The 24,637-nt window shown below is 72.6% G+C and carries 2 protein-coding genes; both read right to left on the reverse strand.

Annotated elements, in window-relative coordinates; all coding sequences use genetic code 11:
• Positions 1–75: 75 nt before the first annotated feature.
• Positions 76–2,625 carry a trehalose-phosphatase gene (otsB, locus tag JAP66_RS24145; RefSeq protein WP_199434129.1) on the reverse strand — a complete coding sequence of 850 codons (2,550 nt, stop codon included), beginning with the start codon at positions 2,623–2,625 and terminating at the stop codon, positions 76–78.
• 74 nt (positions 2,626–2,699) lie between these two features.
• Entirely contained in the window at positions 2,700–24,635 is a 21,936-nt protein-coding gene (locus tag JAP66_RS24150) for a WXG100-like domain-containing protein (RefSeq protein ID WP_199434130.1), read from the reverse strand.
• Positions 24,636–24,637 lie beyond the last annotated feature (2 nt).

The raw sequence follows: 24,637 nt of genomic DNA on the forward strand, positions 1-24,637 counted from the left end.
GGCCCCCCGGCTGCCGGATTTCGTACGGCGGTCCGACGAGTCGCCGTCATCGGTCCCGGGTCCATCGTCCGGCCTTCACGAGCTCTCGGAAAGCAGTTGGGCGCAACGGATCAGGCCCAGGTGCGAGTACGCCTGCGGGTGGTTACCCAGCGACCGCTCGGCCAGCGGGTCGTACTCCTCCGGCAGCAGCCCGGTCGGACCCGCGGTGTCGGCAAGGAGCTTGAACAGTTCTTCGGCGTCGGTCCGGCGCCCGGTCAGCAGGTAGCTCTCGATCAGCCACGCGGTGCACAGGTGGAACCCGCCCTCCTCGCCGGGCAGACCGTCGTCGCGCAGGTACCGGAAGACCGTGGGTCCGCGGCGCAGCGACGCCTCGGTGGCCGCCACGGTGGACCGGAACCGCTCGCTTCCGGGATCGAGCAGGCCGGACAGTCCGATGTGCAGGGTCGCGGCGTCCAGATCGACGCCATCGTAGGCCGCGGTGTACGAGCCTCGCCGCTCGCTCCACCCCCGGGTGAGCACGTCGCCGGCGATCTCCGCCCGCAGCGACGGCCATGTCGGGTCGGCCTCGACATGAAAGGTCCCGGCCAGCCACAGCGCCCGGTCCACCGCGAGCCAGCACATCACCTTCGAGTACACGTGGTGGCGGGTGCGCGAGCGCTCCTCCCACAGGCCGTGGTCCGGTTCGTGCCACCGCCGGGCCACAGCGTCGACCATCGCCCGCACCAGTGCCCACTCCTCCTTACCGACCGAGCCCTTCCGCGCCGCGAGGTCGGCGACCAGGTCGACCACCGGTCCGAAAACGTCGAGCTGCACCTGCTGGTTGGCCAGGTTGCCGACCCGTACCGGGCGCGAACCGGCGTAACCGGGCAGACCGTCGAGCACCGCTTCCGGCCCGAGGGGCGCGCCGGACACGGCGTAGAGCGGGTGCAGCCGCTCCGGGCCGGCGGTCGCCGCCACCACGCCCCGCAGCCAGCCGAGGAACGCCTCAGCCTCCCCGTGCGATCCCAGCGACACCAGCGCCTTCGCGGTCAGCGCGGCGTCGCGGATCCAGCAGTACCGGTAGTCCCAGTTCCGGACGCCACCGATCTCCTCGGGCAGCGATGTCGTTGCCGCCGCGATGATCGCCCCGGTACCGGAGTGACAGAGGGCTCGCAGTGTCAACGCCGAACGGGCGACGAGTTCGCGCTCCAGCGCCGGCAGCCGCAGCCCGCCGAGCCACGCGGACCAGTGCTCACCGGAGGCGGCGCGGCGCACCGGTTCCGGCACCGACTCCGCCGAGAGGTCGTCCACGCCGCAGCGCAGTTCCAGCACAACCGGCCGGTCCACCGACGGGTGCACGGTCGCGGTGGCGACATCGTGGGTGCCGTCCGAACCGACCCGCCACTCGACCCCGGGCGCGTACAGCACGATCGGGTCCGAGAGGCCGGTGATCCGCAGGCCACCCGCTTCCTGGCGCAGGCGCACGGGAACCTGCCCGAATTCGGGGCGGGGTGCGAACTCGACGACGGCGGGCACGTCACCGTCGAGCACGCGAACCAGGTCGGTCCGCTCGGCGTCGGCGGTGTGGTCGAGGTAGTCCGTGACTGTCAGGCCCGCCCACCGGGTCTCGACCGTCATCGTGCCCGGCAGGTAACGCTGGCCCAAGGGGAGCCCCCGGGCCAGCGGGTTCACCGAGAAGTGGCCGGCGCCGTCACCGCCGAGCAGGTGCGCGAACAGCGCGGCCGAGTCCGGCTCGGGCTGGCACATCCACGTGATCCGGCTGTCCGGGGTCACCAGCGCGACGGCACGGCCGTTGCCCAACATCGACAGCCGCTCGATGGGCGGCGCCTGCTCGCCGAACAGCCAGCTCCGGCGCTGCTCGGCGAGGAAGGCGAGCACCACGCTCGCCTGCGCCGGGTCGGTCACGCGGTAGTGCGCGCTCGTCGGCCCGGCACCCACCTTGATCGTCACGTCCGCGCCGGTGAGCCGCTCGAAGGCCCGCTCGTCGGTGACACTGTCGCCGATGAAGACCGTCGCGGTCGCGCCGGCCCGCTGGCGCAGTGCGGTCAGCGCGTCGCCCTTGTCCGTCGGGACAACCGACAGATCGATGACCTCCTTGCCCTCGACGGCCTGCACGCCCGGATGCCGGGCCGCCGTTTCTCTCGCCTGTCGCAGGATCCGCTCCGCCACCGTCGGGGCCGCGTTGCGCACGTGCACCGCCATCCCGGACGGCTTCTCCTCGATCAGCACACCCTCGGCACCGTTGGTCAACTCGTGCACGTCCCGGTGCAGGCGCCGCTTCAGCGCCACCGCCTCGCCGTCGAGCTGCCGGACGAAGCCGACGTCGAACTCGGAACCGTGGCTACCGACGAGAATCACCTCGGCCGGCAGTCGCGACAGCGTGGCGAGATCTCGCAGCGCACGGCCGGAGATCACGGCCGCACTGGTCTCGTGCATACCGGCCAGCGCCCGCAGCGCGCGAACCGACTCCGCCACCGGTGTCGCCGATTCCGGGTCGGGTACCAGTTCCGCGAGTGTGCCGTCGTAGTCGCAGCCAACCAGCAGCCGCGGTGTGCGTGCCGCGTGCCCGAGGCTCGCCCTCAGGTCGGCGGGCAGCATCTCGGCAGGAACGTCGATGGTCGCCATGCCCGAGACGTTAGGTCCGCTACCCGTCCGTCCGAAGTGGTCTCAACGTATCGTGCCCGCGATTTACGGCTGACTTAAGGAACCGTGCCGTTCTCAGCGAGCAACATATCCACGTCGACATCCGCCAGCTTTCCACGGAAGGACGTACCCGGCAGCATGGTGGCCTCCCACACCGCGTGCCGCACCCCGTGGTCTCGCAGCGCCGCGCGCACCCGCCGCAGCACCCGTTGATCCAGTTCGCCCCGGTAGGCGGTCAGCTCCGGTGTGGCGTAGTAGATGCGCTCGACGATGCGCACGGCCGGTTCCGGTGCTGTCTCGTCCTCGGTAGGCAGGAACCGCTGGATCAGCTCCAGCGGGTGCGCCCCGACCGAGCGGTGGGTCACCGCGTTCGCCAGAACGGAGCGGTCCACCTCCAGCAGCCTCCCCCGCTGGGTGGCGGTGAGCCCGTGGCGCAGCAGCAGGTCCGCGGCGAGGGAACGCAGCAGCCGCCCGTGTTCCCGGGTGAGCTCGCCGGAGCCGGTCTCGGCTTCCCGGATCCCCGCCTCGCCGAGCAGCGCGCGGAAACGCGCCCGCCCTGCCGACGAGTCGTCGAAGCCGAACAGCGGCGCCAGCTCGGACACGCTCCGCGGCGTGGCTCCCGCGGCGATCTGGTCGATGCGCTGCCTGATCTGGCGTCCCTCGTTCCAGCGGAGCCGCCACGCGTCGCGGTAGATCTCGATCAGATCGACGTCGCCGGCAAGCGCCCGCGAAAGGTCTGTGCTGGAGAAGCCGGCATCACGCAGTGCGCGGTGGAACCCGCCGACGTCCGTCGTCCAGTCTTCGCGGGCCCGTTCCGTCGCCGCGGTGAGCGCTTCCGCCCGGTCGTACCCACCACGGTCGGCCGATTGGATGACGGCGTCGATGTTGACGCCATAGCGGGCGGCCCGCGCGACCTCGCCATTGGGCATCGTCGCCATCGCCTTGTCCACCGGCAGGCCCGTCTCCAGCGCTTGCGCGGCGACCGCGTCGGGGTCGAGGCGCCGTGTTCGCAGCTCCTCCCGCGCCCCGGCGAGAACCCGTTTCGCCCCGAGGTCGGATTCGTCGTAGTAGACGCCGCCTTCCGGGGTCGCCCAGATCCGGGTCTCCGGCTTGCCGTCCGCGCTCACCTGCCGCAACTGGATCTCGATGCCGAGTTTCCTGGCGATGTCCCGAACCTGCGCCAGTCGCTCGGCCGGGTCGGACCGCCGGTACGTGGCCTCGAACTCCTCGACCCACCGAGGCAGCGCCGCGTCGCGACGGCCGACCTCGCCGGGCAGCGCGTGCACCGCCCTCGCCAGGTCCGCGGCACGCCCCGCCCACGGGTTCCAGCGCGCCAGCGCTTCCGCGAACTCCATATCCCCCCGTGTTGCCACCCGTTCGCCCGAGGAGTCGCTTGACTGCTGGGCGACCGCGCCCCGGGCTTCGCGCAGACGGGCCACCGCGATCTCGGACCACAACAGGTCGTCCCGCAGCGAAGGATCGACCTGCCCCGGCCGCTCGCGCTCCAAGCGGTCGAGCCGGTCCCGGACGGCGATCAGGATGCGCTCGTGCTGCGCGATCCGGTCGCCGAGCGGGTCGCTGGTGGCCACGAACGTTCGCAGCGGCTCACCGGCGTTCTGCCCGCCGAACAGCTCGCGGTACCGCGCGGCCGTCTCCCGCTCGGCCCGGTGCCGCGGGGTCTCCGCCTCCTCGGCGGCCACCGCGAAGGCGCGTGCCACGGCGAGGCGGGGCTCGGGATCCGTCGAGGCGTCGCGCAGGACGGCCTCGACATCCACAACCGGTGCGTGGTCGGCACGCTCGGCCAGCAGCCCGCGCAGCACGTCGACGTCGAAGGAGCTGTCCTCGGCCAGCCGTTGCCGCTCGGCGAGGTCGGGCGGGCGGATACCGTCGAGCAGTTCGGGAAGGTCACGTTCGTAGACCCACACATAAGCCTCGCCCAGTGGCTGGGTCGTGCGCGCGGCACCGGCCGCGAGCTCCCGCTCGCCGTCGAATCCGGACTCGCGTGCCGTCACCGTCCAGTTGCCGGTGAGCCGGACCAGCGCCAGCCGCGCCGTCGTCTTGACCGTGTTCTCCCTGCGCTGTCCCGAAACGGAGTCCACACCGGACGAGGTGCTCAGGTCGACCGCGCCGCTGAGCGCGCCGAGGGGAAGCTCGCCGGCCCGCAGGTTGCCGCCGTCCGACTGGCGCATCGAGATCGCGGTGGTCTGCTGGAGCCGGTCGACGTTGCCGATGCCGCCTCCCGCCTCCTTCTCGGACCACAGGATCACCTCGGCGTCACTGACGTTCAGCCGGGTGCCGAGCGACACGGAACGCCCGGTACGACCCACGTCGTCGACAGTCCACGACACGCCGCGCACCTGCTCCGCGATGTTGATCGCCAGTGCCTCGTCGGAGTACCGCTTTGCGAGCGCCGCCTCGACGGCGTCGAGGTACCCGCTGCCGAAGCGGGAGAGCAGTCCATGGACCGCGCCTCGCAGTTGCCCGCCGTCCACGAACTGCCCGAAGGTGCGCTGCGGCAGTTCGGTGATCTCCGGGTATCCGCGCTCGGTGGCGGGCACCGCCTCGGCGGGAGTGCCCTCGACCTCGGACTCGGGCACGAGCACGACGAACTCGACGAGGTAGGTTCCGACGTGTGGCGCGCCCCTGCCGGGCCGGGTGGTGACGTCGAGCTCCCCGGTAACGCGCATCTCGTACATCCCGAGCCCACCCTGGTGGTGCCGGATGTTGATGCTCTGCCGCGCGGTGGTGGTGCTGGTGGCACTGCCCCGGCTGACGCCACCGCCGAAGACGGCGCCCAGCAACCCTGCCTCGGCACCGAGCTCGGTGGAGCCACGCCGAGACCGCCCTTCCGGACGCTCCGCGTAGCGGTAGTCCTGCTCCTCCCCCAAGCGCCTCGGGTCGTAGCCGACGATCGCCGCGTCGCGGATGCGCAGCTGCGCCGACTGCCGTACGGACGGGTGCCACAGCTTCCTCGGGTCCCACCGCAGGCGCCACCCGCCGTCGCGGCTGAGACCGAACGGCCAGCGCGGCAGGCGCCGCGCCGGTACGGTCACCAGCGGGTACGGGCCACCGGTGAGCAGCGAGAGCAGTCCCTTGATCCGGTCCGGTGCGCCCATCATCTCCGTGGCCAGCGTGGTGAGCCCGTCCGGGGCCCTCCCGGTGACTCCGGCGGCGAGACCGCCGAGTTCCCCGGAGAACTCGACCGCGTCGCCCTTCGAGCCGTCCGGCCGCATGGTGTGCACGCTCACCGACTTCACGCCGTAGGGGCCGATGCCCTTCCGCGCGGCCAGGTGCTCGGGCACGGTGGCGGGCAGCTCGGGTTCGGGGAACGCCGCCGCCGGCGGATGCTCGACGCCCGTGCCGTCGGTGTCGAGCCGGTTCGCCGCGCGCCGGGCGACGTCGTGCGGCAACTTCAGCGGCTCGTCGGGCTTATGGCTCCGCTGCAGCGAGTCGGCCACCGTCTCGGCTGGCAGGTCGAGCTCACCGTCGGCATACATCCGGATGGCGTCCGGTTCGGACAGGGCAATGGTGGCCGTCATGGTGGCCTCGCCACGGCCGAGGTCGCCGGTGGTCTCCAGTCGCGTGTCGACCCGGAACAGGAACTTCCGGTTCAGGTCGATGTCGATGTTCTCCCTGCCGAGGGTTTCACCGATGCGGGTGGCGGTGCCCCAGCCGAAGCGTTGGGCGATGTTCGCGGTCAGCCAGCCGAGCTTGCCGTCCAGCCCGAGTCGGATCTCGTGGCTCGTGCCACGGCTGGTGCCGAAGGACGGCAGCCGCAGCACGATGTCGCCACAGACGGTCTTGTCGCTGAAACCGAGATAGCTCACCCTGCCCTCGGGCCGACCCTCGGCGTCGCGCGGCATCACCATCCGAGCGGACGAGTCCTGCCGCCACGGTTTCCGGTCCTCGCTGACCGGGACGGTAGCGCCCGCGGTGAACAGCCGCGCGAACCGCGCCCGCAGCATCCCGACACTGGTCGCCGCCCTCAGTGCCGTCCCCCTTGCCGCGCCGCGCCGCTGTCTGGCCGAGGTCACCTCCTCCATCGCGCGGGCCGCATCCGGGACGTGCAGCGACAACACGTTGCCCTGTTCCACCAGGGTCACCGGCACCGTGTCCCGCGAGGCCACATGCGACCCGGTCGCACGAACCAGGTCGGTGGCCACGCCCAGGTCGACCGTGTAACCTCGTTCGGCCGTCAGGGCACGGCCGTCCGTGTCGCGCAGCGGTTCGCCGTTCTCGTCCCTCGCCTCCAGCCGGAGCGTGCCGGACTGGACGAAGATGCTGACCCCGTTCACCTCCACGAGGGAGACGCTGTTGGCCCGGTTCGTCGCGTTCACCTCACCGGCGCGTGCGTAGGTGTAGGCGGCCAGCAGTGCCGAGACGGTACGGGAAAGGTTGTCGGACCGCGCGTACCCGACGGCCTCCATCGCGATGTCCAGCACGACCGCGACCCAGTCCGGCCGGTCGCCCCGGTACTCCGGCAGGTGACCGTCGAGCCTCACCCGCACGGACACCTCCCGGTAGCCCTTGACGCTGGTCAGGGACGCGGGAACTCGCAGGGGGACGTCCACGCCCTGCTGGCTGAGCTGGTCGTACTGGCGCTCGAACCACGCCGGAGTGATCTGCTCGCTGATCAGCCTCTCGTTCATCAACCGCAGCTGCTTCAGCTGGTTCGCCGGCAGCCGGTCCTGATGCGGTTTGAGCAGCTCGGTGCCGAATCCCCGCAGCCGCTCGCGTACCCATTCGACCCCGTCCCCGGGGTCGTCGGCGACGGTGAACTCGTCGACGATGGCCTGGCCGGTGGCCCAGGTGGCCTCCCCGGTCGCGGCCGGCCCGCTGAGGAAGTCGGGGTGCTCCGGCACATCGTCCGTGGCGACGAGGGTGCCTCGGCGCAGCGCCCCTTCGGCGTCCACGGCCTCGGCGGCCACCGGGGCCCCGTAGTCGTGGAAGGCGTCTTCCCTGCCCCACAGCAGGGCTTGCTGGCCTGCCACCGTGTTGCTGGCGTCTCCGACGGAGACGGTGAACCGCACATCGTCGAACCGGGTGAGCTGTAGCCAGCCGGCGTACCGGTTGACCGCGACGCCGATCGCGACGGCCGCCGCGGATGCGGATTCCCGGCGCTGCCGGGACAGCTCGGCCGTGCCGGCAGGGCTCGCCTCGCCGCCGAGCGCTGCCGGCACGGCGGAGCCCGCCGAGTTGGCGGACTCGTTGAACTCCACCCCCACCTTCTCCAACAGCAGGGGCCCTTCGGGATTTTCCGGCTCCTTGGGTACCGCGGTCGTCACCACCGTCGCGTTGCGCCGGTCGACGTCGGCCTCGATGACCAGCTCGTGCGGCCTGCGCAGCCGGTCGACCACGGTGACGCGGAAGCCCTTTCGCGCGGTGTCCGCGAACCGGGACTGGGTGGCGGTCTTGACGGCGGTCTCGAGCTGCTCCAGCACGGCCGGGTCGTCGCGCATGTACCGGGGAAGCAGGTCGCGGGCCGCCGCCACCAGCCGCTCACGCCCGGTGACCTCCAGCGGGTAGACGTGCGGCAACCGCCGCGCCGGTGGCCACTCGTGCTCGGGGCGCTGGTGACTGGCCGGCGGGGAGTGGCGATAGACGGGCGGCGTTGCCACCACGACGTCGCCGTCCGGGCTGCCCTCGGGGGCGGTGATCGTGTACCGCGGTCCCACCCTGCCGCCGTGCTCCACGCCCATCACGAGCTCGGTGCTGATCGACAGCGGCGTTGCCTCGGCGCGATGGTCGAGAGCGCTGAGGTAGCCGTCGACCGAGTTCACCCCGACGACGTCGAACGACTCGCCGCGCCCGCCACCGGCCGATCCGCCGACGCTGTCGTCGCCGGCTTCCATCTTCGCGCCACCCGGTACGTTCCCGCCCACCGCGTGGCCGTCAGGGTGCCCCTGCTTGGCGGTGCCCTGCTGCAGGGCGTGCCGGGCCTGCTGGGTGGAGTCGACCGAGCTCGGCACGATCCGGTCGCTGCCGGGCACGGCACGCAGCCTCAAGGTGACACGTACGCGGCCGTTGGCGAAGGTCAGCAGCAGCCCGTCGCGGGAGGCCGTCGACGGCCAGTCGGACACCAGCAGCCGGCCGAGCTCCTGCGGGGTGATCCGGTCGGCGAGGCCGTGCCGGGCGAAGTAGGCGTTCAGCTGCCTCGCGGCCTGCTCCATGTGCGGCAGCAGGCCCTCGCCCATCGGCACCCCGCCGAGCAGCCGCAGCCCGGTCGGCCCCAGATCGGCGACCCGGTTCGCGTGTTCGCCCTCTCCCGTGCCTCCACCCGGCACGTCCGGCGACGCCGCGGTGTCTGCCGGCTGGTCGCCGTCGGAGGGGTGCGCCGCCAGCTCGCCTCCGGGTTCGCGCGGCCCCGGCAGGATGTCGTCCGGTGTCACCGGCCGCTCCGGTGAAGCCGGGCGCCTGCCGTCCTCGCCGGGACCCTCGACGGCGTCGCCGCCTCTGGCGGCCTCGACCACCGGATGACCCCCGGCGACCGCCTGCACGGCGCGCTCGATGAACCACCGCGCCCCCAGAGCATCCCCGTAGCGGAACTCGACCACACCCCGCAACGTGTCCTCGGACCACTCCGCCACCTGACGCACATGCTCCGGCAACTCCACACGCCGACCCGACGACAACCCCTCGACATAGGCCCGCAGCCACCGAAGCGCCGCCGCATGATGCGACAACTCCCGCCGCACAAAGAACTCGAACCGCTCCTGCTCCCCCAACCCGGCAACACCCTCGCGGTCGATCGGATCCGACGCGGTCACGATCTCCTTCACCAAAGTCAACGCCCGCTCCACCGGATGAAGACCCGGCCGAACACCAACCCGCGGCGAATCACCGAACCACACGACCACACCCGCCACACCCCGCCCGACCATGTCCGACAACACCCGCTCGGTATAGACATCCACACCAAGCCCCGCGACACCCGACTCGGACAGCTCGAACACCTCCCCCAACAACACCTCCACCCACGCCCGATCCGGCCAGGACCCCCCAGCGGACCCCGCCCACAGCCGCTGGAACCCGACGAGCACCGCGGAGCGCGCCTCGTCGGCATGGGTGAGGCTCGTCCGCTCGCCGGGCGCGATCCTGACCAGTGGCTCACCCCCGGGCAAGTGCCTGTTCATGATCGACTCGAAGATCGCCAGCTGGCCTTCCGTGCGCGGTTCCCAGTAGAGGTGCGGTCCGTGCTCGACCCGGACTCCGGCTTCACGCAGCTCGGCGAGGATGCGCCGCAGCGTCTCGTCCGGCAGTGGACTGCCGTCGACGGTTGTCACGTCGAACAGGTCGAGGTCGCCGGCGATGAGCACCGGCCTGGTGAACTCCTCGACGGAGACGTACCGTCCCGGCCGTATAGTCGGCTCACCGTCCGGGCCGACTCCCGCCGTGTTCTCGACGATCGCCCTGGGGTCGGCCGACTCCACCACGGCAACCACCACGCCGTCGACGACGGCGTAGCGGCCCGATTCGACCACCCGCCGGTTCTCCGGGTTCTCGAACTCGGCGGCGCGCTGCCGTGCCCGCTCGCGCACGGCGGCCCGCAGCTCCATCGGCACGGCGTCGGGGTCCATCCGGGGAGCGAAGTAGCCGACGAGGCCGAGGTGGCGCGGATCGGCTCCGAGGAAGACGTCGAGCTCGTTGATCGTCTTCATCTTCACCGCCTCCGGCTTGGCCAGCGCGCCGGATTTCCACCAGTGCGAGCCGTGTGCGCCGCTCGGCCGGGCGCGGAACACCACACCGTGGGTGTCGGCGACCCGCCGCAGGGCACGCTGCTCCCGCAGCGACACACCGAAACGCCCGGCCAGTTCGAGAGGATCTGCCCCGGCAGGCTGGACGTTCGCCGTGCGTGCCGAGTCGCCGTCGGTGCCCCCGGCGATCTCGGTCGTGTCGGTCTCCACCTGCTCCGGCGGCGGTGTCCGCCGAGCCTGCTCGTACGCGCCGCCGATGCCGGCGTAGAACCGCGTCGTCGTCCCGTCCCGGTCCGTGTGGTCGTACAGCACGTCGACCATGTGCCCGGTGTGCGAGAGTTCGAGCGCGAGATGGTGCGCGAGCACCCGGGGGTCGTGCCGGGGTGGGGCCTGTGCGGGATCGAGCGCGGCAGGCACGTCCACGTTTCGGCCGGTGAGTGCCGTCGTGTCGGCGGCGGCCTCGGTGAGCCGGTCGAAGCCCGCCCTGGCCCGTGCCAGCACGGCTCGCTGCTCGCCCTCCAGTGCGGCGAGCGCGAGGCGGGCCTGGCGCAGCTGGTCGTCGGCCGCGTCGAGCGCCTGGCGGGCGCGGGCCAGGCGCCTGCGTGGCCGCCGCCTGGTCTCGCCGTCCTCGGCCCGCTTCTCCAGTCCGGCGAGGTGACTCGCCAGCGCTTCGCGCGTCGCGCGCAGCTCGCGCACCTGGTCGAGGGCGCCGGCCAGGCGGCCTGCCCACCGGCCGAGCTCGCCGAACGCCTCGCCGGCCTCCGCCAGCCGCCTGCCGACCACGTCGGCGCGTTCCCCGCTGTGGCCGGCCAGCCCGGCCCGTACCCGCTCGGCGAGGTCCAGCCCTTGACCGGCGATCTCGTCGTAGTGAGCGAGCGCGCCCGCGAACTCGTCGTCCACCACGTTGACGACCGCGGCGTTCGGGTAGTGCTCCCGCACCGCGCGCGCCGTCGCGATCCACGGGCGGTCCGGATCGCCGTGCCCGCTCCGCTCGCGCTCCTGCCGCAACGCCTCCTGCAGGTCGACCGGTTCCGCCTCGGCGGCCCGCTCCCGTTCCCGCAACCGCAGGCGCACGTCGTCCGCGCTGACTCCCGCCCGCTCCAGCAGTGCCTGCTGCTCGGCGAGGGTGGCCTGCTGCGCCTCCATCCGCCGTTGGAGAGCCGTCCACTCGTGTTCGTAGAGCTGCACCACGACGTCCACCGGCTCCGCCCGGCCGGTCTCGGTTCGAAGCGGGCGGTGCAGGAGCGAACCGATGTGACGGGACAGGCTGCCGCCCACCGTGAGGTGCATGCGCAGCCGCACGCGGACCGTGGGGCCCCGGAGGTCTTCCAGCACCGTACCGCGCTCGTGGCCCGTTTCCAGCGACGTACCGGTGCTTGACTCGGCGCGCAGGCGGGCGCGGAACCGGCCAACCATGTCGAGCGCGTCCTCGTCCGGCCCGGTCCCGGAGCTGCCCGACCCGTTCGGCTCGGCTTCCCTGCCGAGCGCGGCGACCGATCCGGTCCGCTCGGTGATCGACGCCTGCCCGATCCGCGTCGTCTCCCGCAGGGACTCCTCATCGGCGAGACCGTGCCGCCCCTGGCTGTCGTACCGGGCGAGAACGGTGTACTCGGAGATCCCGTCCAGTCGCAGCCACAGCTTCAGCGAGCGCAGGCGGCCGGCTTCGACGCTCGGGAGCGGTAGTCGCGAGTCGCTCGCCAGCCGCGGCCAGCGCCCACGAAACGCGCGCTGCTCCAGCATTTCCTGGAGGGACAGCTCCTCGGTCCGGTTGAGCTTGCCCAGCAACGCGGTGGCGACCTCGTGCACTCCGCCGGTCAGCGGGCGCAGGCCGATGTGGTCGAAGGCGGGACGCAGCTGCTCTGGCAGCCGGTCCAGCCACACCGCACGCGCCGGATCGGCGCGCTCGGGCGCGACCTTGGGCTCGGTGTACTGCACGGAGACCGTCCCGGTCGAGGTGACCGTCCGCACGATCGGCGGCGCGGTGGAGCCGCCCGCCCTGCCGCGCACCGCCTCGATGACCCGTCCCGTCGCGCCGGGCAGTGGCGTCAGCCGTGCCGTGTACCGTGCCTCGACGGGCAGTCCCAGGCGCACCGCGTCGGGCCAGTCCAGAAAACCGTGCTTGCGCCCTGCCCGGGAACGCGTGCCGGTGTCGCGTGTCCCGCCGTGGGCGGCCGAGAAGCCAGGACCGAGCCCGAAATCCGCATCGGCCCCAGCGGGAACGCCGGCGCCGAGCCCTTCGGCCTCGGGGCCCTGCATGGATGTCCGGTAGTCGTCCCGGCGCACGGTGTCCACCATGTCGCCGTAGCTCTGCGCGCTGCCGCCGGGCAACACGCGGTCCACCACCGCTTCCCCGGTCGGGACCAGCTCATGCCGGACCTCCACCAGCATCCACTGCCCGTTGGCCAGCCGCACCGGCTTGGTCAGCACGAGCGTGCCACCGGTGGCGAGCGCGGACTTCTGCACCCCGCGCAGCGTGTCGCCGGAGAGCACGTCCCGCAGCACCGCGTCCAGGTCGGGATCCCGGTCGAGCAGGCCGGTGTCCGGCCGCTGGTGTGGATCGAGTCCCTCGGCGTGGCCCTCCGCCTGCCGCAGCGCGTCCGCGACGGCCGCGTACGGGGTGGGCGCCTCGGTGCCGTCGGCCGACGGGTTCTGGTGGAAGCCGACCACCCTGGCCGCGCCGAGGGCATAGGATTCCGCCCCGGGCCGGGGTGCGTACGCTGGCAGGCGATAGTCGGCCAGCGAGGCCGGGGCGTCACTGCGCAGCACCAGGTTCGCGGCCAGCCGGCCGAGGACGACCAGGTCGGCGGGGTCGGCCCGGCGCGCGATCTCGGTCAGCTCGTCGCCGGCGGGCGCGATGAACCGGTCGAGCGGCACGCTGTGCCCGTCCTCGTACAGGGCGAGTACCTCGCCGAGCAGGCCCCGGTCGAGCGGCCTGCCGGCCAGCGCGTCGTTCACGGCAAGCCGGTAGGCGGCGCCGGCGACGATCCGCCGGTCGAGCTGGAGCGCCCGCTCCGGCCGCAGCTCGCGCCGTTCCAGCTTGGCCGCGTCCGTGCGCCACCGGTCGAGCAGCTGGCGCACCAGGTCGTCGGGAATGGCCTCCCCCGGCAGCTCGGCCTCGGCATAGGCTTCGAGAACGCCGGGTACGGACTTCACGATGCGAGCACGCCGGGTGGTCGAGCCCTCGCCCGATGGCGAGCCGTCGCGCGCGGTGGTCCTGAAGCTGCCCTCCACATCGAACACGACAGAAAGCCCGTACCACAGTTGCAGTTCCTCGTCCCCGGCCACGTGGTCCTCGGTGCGGGCGACGTCGTGCGCGTAGGCACCCTGCACACTGCCGATGCCATGGCCGCCGACGTCCTCGAGCTCGCCGAGCGACCCGTCGCCGCTGCCGTCCTGGCCGTCGAGGGTGGTGTCCTCGCGGTAGGCGCCCGTGCCGTCGTGCGCGGTCTCGCTGCGCTCCTGCCACTCGTGGCCGAGCAGGTCCCGGTACATCGGCCCCTGCAGGGTCGGTTCCCGCAGGCCGGCGAACCGGATGTGCTCAGGTTGCCACCGCAGCACCGCCGAGCCCCGCTCGGCGTTGATCACCACCCCGTTGGTCATCAGCGCCGGCAGACGGGCCAGCAGCGCGCGCGGATGCAGGGCGGCGAGCACGCGGAACCGGCCACGCTGGCCCGCCGTCGCGGTGTGCGGCTCCACGTCGGCCAGCACGCCGCGGGTGTCGAGTTGCAGTGCGGCGCTGTCGGAACCGACGAAGTCGACGGCCGCGGCCCTGGCGGCGTCACCGATGTGCTCCCCGCCGCGCGCCGGATCGATCGCGGTGTCCAGCGGAGTCTTGACCTCGGCGATCTGACCGCCCACTTCGGTGCCGTCGAGCGGGCGGATTCCGTCGGCGTCCGCGATCGCTGCCCGCAGGCCCACCGGCACGCGCCAGTGGGTGACCTTGCCGAGGTACCGCGAGCGGAAACCCCCGTAGCGAACCCAGCGCAGGCCACCCGAGGTCCGGTCGGTGACCACGCGGAACTTCTCCGATGCCTTGCCCCACAGCCAGAACCGGCCGCGTGCGGCGGCCCGCTCACTCGACAGTCCGACCTCCGTGCGGCCCAGCGCCGCCGAGGTCACCCGCGTGCTTGCCCCGTAGCCGAGTACGGTGGCGCGTTCCGGGTCCCACTCCGCCGTGATCACCAGCTCGGCCGGCCGCATCCCGCTCGGTGTCCTCCTCGCGATCGGGATCCGCTTGCCTTCTTGCAGTGCCTCGGCCAGCCAGTGCCGTGCGGCCACCGGGGAGAGCTGCTCGCCGGCGGCCTGCCGCGCCAGCGTGTAGCCCTGCTCGGCCAGCTGCGCCAGCACCGCTCCGGCGAAGCGGTGCATGCCCGTGACCCTGGTGACGTCGTCGTTGATACCCGGCCCGCCCTTGCTCAGCGCGTGCTCGCGGTTCGCCCGCTCACCTTCCGCGGAAGGATCGCGTGGCGGCTCGAAGCCGCCGCGCACGAGCGGAACCTCCCGCCTGCCCCATCGGGCGTTCTCGACCACGTCACCGTGCTGATCCACCGGCGGCTCGGCGACGATACGGACGTCGATCGAGCCGTCGTCGGTGCGCAGGAAGGTCCCGGGGTCGACGGGCAGCCCGTTGCGGGCGGCTACCTCGGTGGCCACCTGCACCGTCACCGTGGTGGGTAGCTGCCGCGTCGACTGTGCCGCCGCCACGACCGGGGAGCCGGTCAGCCGTCGCGTGGTGACCGTGGTCCGGCCGGGAACCCGGTAGGTGTCCTTGGGCCGGACGTCGAAGGCGTCCTGGCGGGTGGCCGACCCGATGTCGACGGTGCTGCCGATCTTCGAGAAGAATCCCCGCAGGCCACCGAGCATCATTCCCCAGCGCAGTCCACCGGCCACGGCCGGTTCGGCGCCCCATGCGTTGTTCCGGGCGGTGCTGCCGGAGGTAGCGCCACTGGAGTTGCTGCCGTGCAGGATGTCGCCGGTCGCGGACGCCGCGTGCAGTGGCGTGGCCGAGTCCCACCGGAACGTGGTGCTCAGCTCGACCTCGTAGGCGGGCCTGCCCCGGCTGTCGTGCACCAGCAGCCGGTGCGGGCGCCCGGGCGCGGCGGCACCGGAAGCACCGCAGGCGCGCGCGGCGATGTGGTCGATGAGCTGGCCGCGCACCGCGCCGCCGACCCGCAACTCGCGCTCCGGCACGCCGATCTCCCGCAGCTGGCGCACCGCTTCGGCCAGTAGGGCCGGCGAGCCGTCGTACCCGTAGACGCGGCTGGCGGACAACAGTTCGGCCTCGTCGCGCCACCGTCGTGGCCGGCGCGCGTCACCGGCGCCGGAGAAGAACCGTTCCTGCCGCTCCGGCGGCGGGTCGTCGTAGCCGTCGTACACCTCGACCAGCAGTGGTTCCCGCTCGCCGGTCGGATCGGCGCCCGCGACGACGGTTCGTTCGAGCGCGTCGGTACGCACCTCGCACTCCAGGGTGAGGTCGAGGTCGTACTGGCTGAACGAGCCGTGGTGCTCGTCGCCCGTTCCGGCGAAGGTCGACCAGTCCGCGTCGCTGGAGGTATGCCGGTCGGCGGCGACCATGGCGCTGGGTGTCACGTCGGCGACTGGGTCCCGCTCCAGGCCCAGTGCGGCGTAGATGCTCCCCAGCGGGTCCAGCAGCCGCCGCAGCGAGAACCGTGGGGTGTAGCTCTGCCGCACGGACCGGTCACTGGACACCTTGGGTTCGGTGACGCGTCTCTGGCCGGTGGCGAACTTGGTGATCCTGCCGGGCGCGTTCGTGCGGCGGCCCGCGACCGGCCCCGTGCCGTCCGGGCCCGTGGCGAGCACCAGCCGAGCGTCGATCTCCGCGGTACCGCCGCTGCCGGTGACGACGAACGTGCGGCCACCGGTTCCGGGCGTCGTGCTGAGCAGTTCGCGGAACGAGGGCAGGAGCAGCCGGTTCAGCTGCTCGGCTTCGAGGCGCTCACCGGCTTCGGTGAACACCCCCGCCTCGCGCAGCACCTCGGTGATCCGGCTGGCGGCCTCGTCCAGGTAGGGAAGGCGGCGTTGTGCGGGCACCGCGTGCGCGACGGCAACCCGGTTCGGCCCTTCGCCCGGCGAGAGGCTCCCTACCTCCGGTCCGGAGGGGGATTCCGGCCCATCTCCCGCAGTGCCCGCTCGCTCGGCAGCACCGTGCCCAGCGCCGTCGCGGCCCACTCCGCCCGCTGCCTGCTCACCACTGTCAGCCGCTCGCTCGCCTCCTCGTCGAACAGCAGTGTCGCGGCCGCCTCCGGGTTCGCCGTCCACCTCCCGGCCGTCCGGTCCCAGATGATCGCCCGAAGTGGACCGGTCGAGCTCTCCGTCACCAGTACGCTCTCCGGACGCTCCGGCGTGCCCGGCGGGTGCACTTCCCGGTAGTACAACATCGGCGTTCCTTCCTGCCCCGAGGTGGACCTCCGGGTCGAAGCCGGGGACGTCAGAGCGGTCGAGGCCGTGGGCAGCGAGCTCGTCGTCGAACGTCCGGCCCGTTTCGACGAGCCGTTCGGCATAGCCACGCATGATGTCCGGCCGGGCGCTCGCCCAGGACGCGAAGTCGCGGCGCCGTGCCACGAGGCCGGCCTCGGTGACTCCTGGAACGTCGGCGAGCGCGGTCAGCTCCGGAACCGTGGCCGAGAGTCGCTCCTCCTTGTTGGCGCGCAAGACTTCGAGGAAGGCGTGCACCCGCTCGACCGGGGTCGCGTGTGCGGAGCGCACGACTCCGTAGTCGCCGTGCGTGCGGTTCACCATGTCCCACGACCGCGCGGTGGGCAGTTGCAGCTCGAACAGGAAACCGTCCGGCGAGCGCAGGTAGGCGTGCATGCCGAGGTACCGGTTGCCGGCACGCCAGTAGTTGCGCACACCGTTGCCGGGCCCGGTGTCGACGGTGTAGCCGTGGTCCCGCACCAGCCGCGTGAGCACGTGGGCGGCGAGTTCGCCGTAGCCGGTCTCCGGCAGCCGCAGGGCGAAGCGCACCCGGTCGTGCACCTCGTCGAGGAACTCGTCGATGCTCCGGCCGGCCAGCCGCGACTCGGCGTCGAACTTCCGCGCCAGCGAGGCCGAGGACTTCACCCGGTTCTCGGTGCCGGCCAGCGTGAGCGCGTCGCCTTCGGCCAGGCCGGAGTCCGCGTTGACGGCTCCCACCACTTCCCGGAGGTCGTCGAGGACCCGGTCGGCGACCTCCCGCGCCCGGCTCTCGGCGGCCTCCAGTGTGCTGGGGACACCGGTGTCCGGAACGATCTGGTTCGGCCCCGGCAGCCCGGTGTGCTCGACCTGCCGGCCCAGCGTCGCGTCCAGCACCACGAACGCCCGCTCCAGGAAGGCCGGCAACCGCTGCGCAGACGGCATCGCGTCCAGCACCACCGTCGCGGGCTCCGACTGCACCCAGTTCTGCCCGTTCCACCGCAGCGCGGGGGTCCGCACCTCGGCCCGCTCCCCGAAGCGGAAGTCCACCACGGCGCGCAACCCACCCAGCATCCGCACCTCAGCCGTCACCGCGTCGCCGGAGACCCCGAGCACCCGATCCACCCAGAAACCGGGAGCGAAACCCGACGCCGCCGCCGAAAGGTGCCGCAGCGAGTCCGCGAGCACGTCGATGTCCTGGACCGTGCCGGCCTGTCCATCGGCGGCGCCTGCCCCGGAAAGCGGCGTCCGCTCCCCCCGCGCCGAGAGCGCGCCTTCCCCGCCTGCCGGCGGCGAGGATGCACCGGCCAGCAGGACCGGGCGCACACCTGTGGTGTCGGCGACGTTGCGCACGTAGTCGCTGGTGTCCGGCAGGTAATCGAGCAACCCGACCACCTCCTGGTTCAGCGCGCGGCTCCAGCCGCCCCGCTCAGCCGTGCCGGCCACGTCCGCGAGGTCGTCGGGCAGGCTTGCCCGCGACGCGATCGTCTGCAGGAACAGCCGCACTGCGTTGTCCGCGCGCTCCTCGAGGTCCACGACGTGCTGCCGCCGCGACGCGTGCTCCGGCACGGCGTGGCTCAGCCGATGCGCGTCCCGGCCGGCCTCGTGCACGGCCTCGTGCACCAACAGCGCGGCCAGGTCGACCACCGACGTCGCGCGGGCGCCTTCGCCGTCCGCCTCGCCGTCCCGTAGGCGCACACCCATCCGGCCACGATCCGTCTCGGGGTCCGGGTACAGCACGGCCCTGGGCCCGCGGTCGTCGAGATACGGTTTCAGCCGGTCCAGCGCCTCCTCGTCGAGCGTCTCGCGGACGTCCCGTTCGGTGAGCTCGAACATCCCCGCCGCGAGGCGTTCCAGCACGTGCCCGGCTTCCTCCCTGGTGACACCCGCGGCCGCGGCAACCGCGTCCCTGCCCGGTAGCGCGGTGGAGATGACGTCGGCCCTCACCCTCGCGGTGAGCCTGCCCACCTCGTCGGCGAGTCGCGCCGGAACCGGCGGCGCCGGAGGCGGATCGGGCCGCTGCGGCGCCGTTCCGATGTCGAACACGGCCGACTCGTATCCGGCGTAGCGGGGCATCTGATGTCCGTAGCGGCCCGTGCCCCCGCCGGACGTTTCCTGCTCGACCCTGGCCTTGGCGTAGCGGTAGTCGAGCCGGCCCTGTGCCCATGCTCGCCACAGCTCGTCCGCCACGACCGCGTCGATGCCGCCGCGGCCCGCCATCGTTTCCAGGATCGCCTCGACGTAGCGCGGATGCCCCTGCTGGTATCGCCTGCTGTCGCCGCCGGGGCCACGCCGGCCGCCCAGGCCGGCCGCCGGGCCCTTGGCCTCCACCACGACGTAACGCCCACCGACCACATAGCGGCCGTCCGGGCCGACCTCGCGGTGGATCTGGTCGAACCGGCCACTCGCGCCGACCGATTCCACACCGGACTCCAGCGGGAACTCGACCTGCTCGAAACGGTGTCCCTCCGGCAGCTCCGCCTCCAGGTCGTGCACCATTTGCGTGCCCGCCAGCTCGCCGATACCCTCGCCGAGCTGTCTGCGGAGGTACTCGAACGCTTCCCAGTCCTTCGAGTCAAGCGCGTGGACGCCGGGGTCGAGCACCCCGCGCAACGCCGACGCGCGTCCGCGTACCTTCCGCCCGGTGGCCGCCGCCGCGTCCTGCTGCACGGCGGCCCTGAGTTCCATGCCCTCGGCGAGGTGTTCCGCCACCGGGCGCAGCTCGGCCGGCAACGAACTGGCGTCGCCGTGCACCCGAGCACCCCGGAAGGTGGCCTTGACGGTGGGCGCGGTGCGGGTGGGCTCGGCGGTCTCCTCCGCCCCCGGTGCACTGAGCATTCCCATGATCCACATGAGTGCCGTGTCCACCGCGAGCCTGCCCACGGTGCGCCCCAGATGGTCATCGGCAGGCAGCAGCGGCGGGTGGATCACGGCCGGACCGTCCAGCCGCGCCATGCCGCCCTCCCGGCGGCCTCCCGGCAGGTCGACCCGCACCTGTGATGGATCGGTACCCTGCCGGAGCTCGATGTCGACCCGCCGTCCGTCCTCCAGCTCCACGGTCCGGCGGCCGGGTTCCCCGCGGTCCACGACATGGCCGAACCGGCGGTTCTCGGGCTGCCCGAAGTAGTCGTCCAGCACGGCGTCGAGGTCGATGGCCTCGGCCCGCTCGATCCGCCCTGTGCTGTCCCGGAACACCGCATCGGAATGCGAGCGTTCGTCGAACGTGCCGTTGGCGCCGGCAGCGGCCCACTCGCGGGTGCCCGAGCCGTCGGGCAGGTGCTGGAAGCCCCCGGCGTAGGCGCCGTCCTCCGGGTAGGCCGCACGGACCACCGCATCGACCAGTTCCCGGGACCAGCGGGCCGTGGCGGCCAGCTCGTCGCGAAGCGGGGTGGCGTGCTGCCCGAGCCACTCGTAGACCCTGCCCTCGACCCAGTGGGCGAGCTGTTCCCGGTGCACGATCGCCTCGGCCGACCGTCCGGCCGGCGACCCGGAGACCTCGTGCTGGAAGCTGTGCGTCACCTCGTGCGCCAGCACGCCGATCAGGTCGGTCAGCGCCATCCCGTCCCGAGGCCAGACCTGGACACGCTGCGCCCCGTCGGGGTCGGTGAGCAGTTGCGCCCTGGCGGGGCCGTCCCCCGGCACGACGGTCATCCCGTCCAGCAGCTGCCGCATCCGCTTGCGCACCGCCTTGTCGTCGACGGCGATCCCGTCGGCCCGCAGCCAGGCGGCGACGACCGGCGCCGCGGCGCGGACGAGGCGGCGCAGGGTTCCCTTCCGCTCGGCGAGCTGCTTGTCGGTGCGCACACCGGCTTCCAGCGCGTCCCGCAGTGCGGGTTTCAGCGGCGTGTCGCGGATCGCACCCTGCGCGTGCAGCAACCGGGACATCGCCATCAGGTTCGGCCACGAGGCGTCCGGGTTCAGCGAGGCACGGCGCGCCGGCGCGCTCGCGCCGGTGGTGGTGGAAGTGGGCGGTGCCGGCGACCAGAGACCGATCTCCTGCGCGATCTCGGGGATGTCCTCTGTGGACATCTCGGTGCCGTTCGCCCTCATTCCTTCGACCCGCTCGGCCGCCACGGCCTCCTGCTCGACATCGAAGTCCAGTGGTCGCGCTCCCGGACGGAACAGCATGCCAGCGGCGGCGACGGTGACCTGGAGGTCGTCCGCGAGCCCCTGCATGAACTCGTCGGCCTCGTCCGGCCACAGCTGCGTGCGCACCATCCGCCATTCGATGCCGTGCGCGGGCCCGCCGTCGAGCAGGCCCATCTCGCGTACTGCGGCGGCGAAGACCTCCCCGGCCTGCCGGCCGCCGCGGAACACCGTGGCGAGATTGCCTCCCGCGGTGACGCTGTCGAAACCCACGACCGCACGCGTGGGATGCGTGTAGGACTCGCTGCCGGAGCCCGCCAAGGCCACATTGCCCGGCCCGTGGTGCGAGCGGACGAGGACGCGGCGCAACGCCAGGACCGCTTCCTTTACCACGCGCTCGGAAACGGCGGGTGGCGTGGCCACTTCCGGGGAAGGCCGGTGTGCTGTGGACTCCGTGGAGGGAGATTCGGCCGGGGAGGCCCCGGGGGCTTGCTGCGGTGTGACCAGCCTGTCAAGGGTCCTCCGCAGGTCGGCCCACACCTGTAGCCGTGAGCCGGTTCCGGGCTTGACGGCTACGCGCGGCCGCGCCTCTCCGCTGCCCGTTTCCGGGTCGAGGGCGAGCTCGACCCGGACGGTGCGGTCACCGATGCGTACCGGCAGGGTCGCGGCTTCGTCGGCCATCTCGATGCCCGGCTCCAGAACGGCGTCGTAAGGGATGTCCCTGTTCCCGGCCGGGTCGAAGAACGAGACCGCCGAGGACACGGCCCTCTCCAGCGCCGCCGCGCGCTCCGGGGCGACCTCCCCGGTCTTGGCGTAGCCGGACGCCGGCTGCTGCCGCCGCTCCAGCGCTTCGATCAGGGACTCGAGCTGGGCCCGGCGTTCCTTGCGCATCGCGGGAAGGTCGGTGAGCCCCTTGCTGGAAACCCCGTAGACGACGGGACGTCCGCGCTCCTCTGCCTCGCCCTTCCCCTTCCACGCTGACGTGTCCAGGTAGGTCTGCCCGGCAGCGAGGCCGGGATCGATGCGCAACGCGACCACGACGTTCGCGCCGTCGGGCAGGTGAACCACGATCGACGCGTCGTCCGAGTTCACGTGGAGCAGGCCCTCGTGCTGCATGTCCCCGAGTGCTGCCAGCAGCGCGGCTCGCGTGCCTTCCGTCCAGTCCGCGGTGTTCGGCAGTGTGCCGGGCCGAACGTCCAGGATCCGCCCGGACGTCTCCGCCGTCACCACCATGGCGGTTGGCTCGGTTCGACCGTCCGGTGTGTACTCGCCGGACAGCAGCAGCCGGTCGTTGAGCAGGCGGACATTCCCTTCGCCCGGCTCCCGTAAGGCATCGGTTGCCACGTCGACCGCCGCCTGCCGCAGGGTCTCGGTGGACCATCCCCGCTCGGACGGGAACCCGGCGGTGTCACCGTCGCTCCCGTCCGTGACACGCGACCTGCCCAACGCCTCCGCCTGCCGCTCGGCCAGCTCGACCGAATCCGGATCAGGTAGCTCGCTGAGGTTCAGGACCGGCTCGGTGGTGTCGCGGGAACCGGTCCCGGCGACCGTGCCGCTGGTGCTGTCGGCCTCGGATTCCGGCGACGGCGCGGCCATGTCCTTTCCGGCGACGGCCTGACCGTCCCCGGACACCGTGCGGTCGGCGTCCTCATGGCTCTTGCCGTTCTCGGTGTTGCCGGTGTTGCCGGCACTCCCGGCGTTCTCGGGGTGCTCGGCCGTCGGCTCCGGCGATACCTCGGCATCTCGCTCGACGGCACCGGTCTGGTCCGCCTCGGCCGCAGCCGATTCACCCTCCTCGGAAACCGTGCTTTCGGCGCCGGCCGCGGGATCGGCAGAGTCTCCGCGATCCGGAGACGCCGGGGCTCCGGGCTCGGGTTCCTCGTTCTGGCTCCCCGCCACGGCGGTATCCGACTCGCCGCCCGCGGCGGAAGGCGCATCGAGAACCCTGCCCCTCGGCTTGCCGTGCTCCGGGTTGCCCGCGTCGGCCTCGCCGGGCGGCGAACCGATCGTCCGCCCTCCGTTGGGCTGTGCCGATGCGCCTGGCGAGGTGGACGTTCCCGTCGATGGCGGAGATGCCGAGGCAGTCGTGCCGGCCGGAGCCGTCCCCGCTCCTCCCGGCACACCGCCGGCGCCCGGCGGCGCCCCGGACAGCAGCGCCGGCGGCGCCAGCTGCGCGGCCGGGTTCGCCAGCGGGGTCAGGGCCGACAGCGCGGCCGGATCGCCGAGCGCGCCCACGCGCTCGTCCAGCTTTCCCAGCCCCATGTTGTCGGCGCCGGAGCCGATGTAGCGCTCCCACACACCTTCGAGCGCGCCGCCGAGCAGCGCGTCCCCCAGGCTCTCCCCCGCGCCGAGCTTCGCGGCGCCCGCAAGCTCGGTGTCCTCCATGCCGAGCGCGGAGGTGACCTCGGCGCCGAGGTGCTCGGCGAGTTCGGCAAAACTCTCGACACCGAGCGCGTCCTTGAAGCCGAGGTCGGGATTCAGCGCTGCCTCCACCGCGGCATTCGCCGTGAACGCCGCCGCACCCCCGGCCATGCCGGTGGCGACGTAGCCCGCCGTCGTGTTGGCCGTGCCCATGAAGGCACTCGCGGCAGCGGCCCCCACCCCCGCCTGCAACGTGGACTGCCATTGCGGCGTGTAGCCCACCCCCTGGTCCGCGGCCTGCGCCTGTGCCGCCAGCTCCGCGCCCACGCCGAGCGCCGTGCTCGACACCGTGAAGCGGGCCACCCTGCCGCCGAGCACCGACCAGGGCGTCGCCCCGGAGGCCATGAACCGGCCCACGGCACCGGCCACCGCCTGCTCCTTCGCGGACATCCGCGCCACCTGGGCGGCCGTCGGCGCCCTGCCGGCGAGGGCGTCGGCGAGCTGCCGCTCGACTATCCGCCTGGTGGCGCGATCGGCCCCCGCGCGGCCCAGCTGCCGGCCGAGCTCCCGCACCACCGTGTTACTCGATGCCCTGGCCGCCGCGCCGGAGAAGAGGTGGTTGGCGCCACGCCGCACGACGCCGGCACCCGCCGCGGCGCCTCCCCTGGCCAGCGCGCCGCCCGTGGCGCCGACGCCACCTCGCGCGAGCACACCACCCGTGGTCCTGGCGGCCCCGCCGAACCCGGATACCGCCACCCGGCGCAGGCTGATCGGTATGGCGATGGACCCGGCCCGCCGGATGCCGGCCATGATGAGCTGCCGGCCGGCCCTGGTACCGAGGGTGACGACAGCGGGGACTCCGAGCAGCGAGGCCCCGTACGTGCTGATCGCGGAGTACACCAGGTGCAGCAGCTCGCCGAGCATGAGCACGAGGTTGGCGCGGTAAAGGCCCTTGGTGTAGGCGACGGCCTGCGCGAACTCACCGACACCGCCGGCGAGGTTGTTCAGCGAGCCCTGCAGGTCATCGAGTGCGGCGGTGTAATCCGCCATCGTCGACGAGAACGAGTCGGCCGACTGGCCCGACCACACCTGCTCCGCCAGGATGCGCACGGCCTCCGCCCGCGCCTCCTCATTCCAGCTGCCGACCTCCTCGGCCGCCGCCGCCCACTGCCGGGACAGTTCGGCCGCCTGCTCCTCGTCGGCACGGGGAAACTCGCCGAGCATGGCATGCGCCATCGGGGTCAGCTTGGGGATCTGGACGCCGACTCCGATCAGCCCCGCCGCGGCGATCGGCAACCCGGGGGCCGATCCGGCCAGGAGGAATGCCTCCCAGCCGGGATCAAGCAGCCACTCGTTGATCTTGTCGATGAACTCGTCGATCTCCGCCAGGGCGTCCAGGAAGGCGTAGATGACGGGATCGCCGACCTCATACCACGACACCG

This window comes from Qaidamihabitans albus (assembly GCF_016464705.1).
In the GTDB taxonomy this organism is placed as follows: domain Bacteria; phylum Actinomycetota; class Actinomycetes; order Mycobacteriales; family Pseudonocardiaceae; genus Qaidamihabitans; species Qaidamihabitans albus.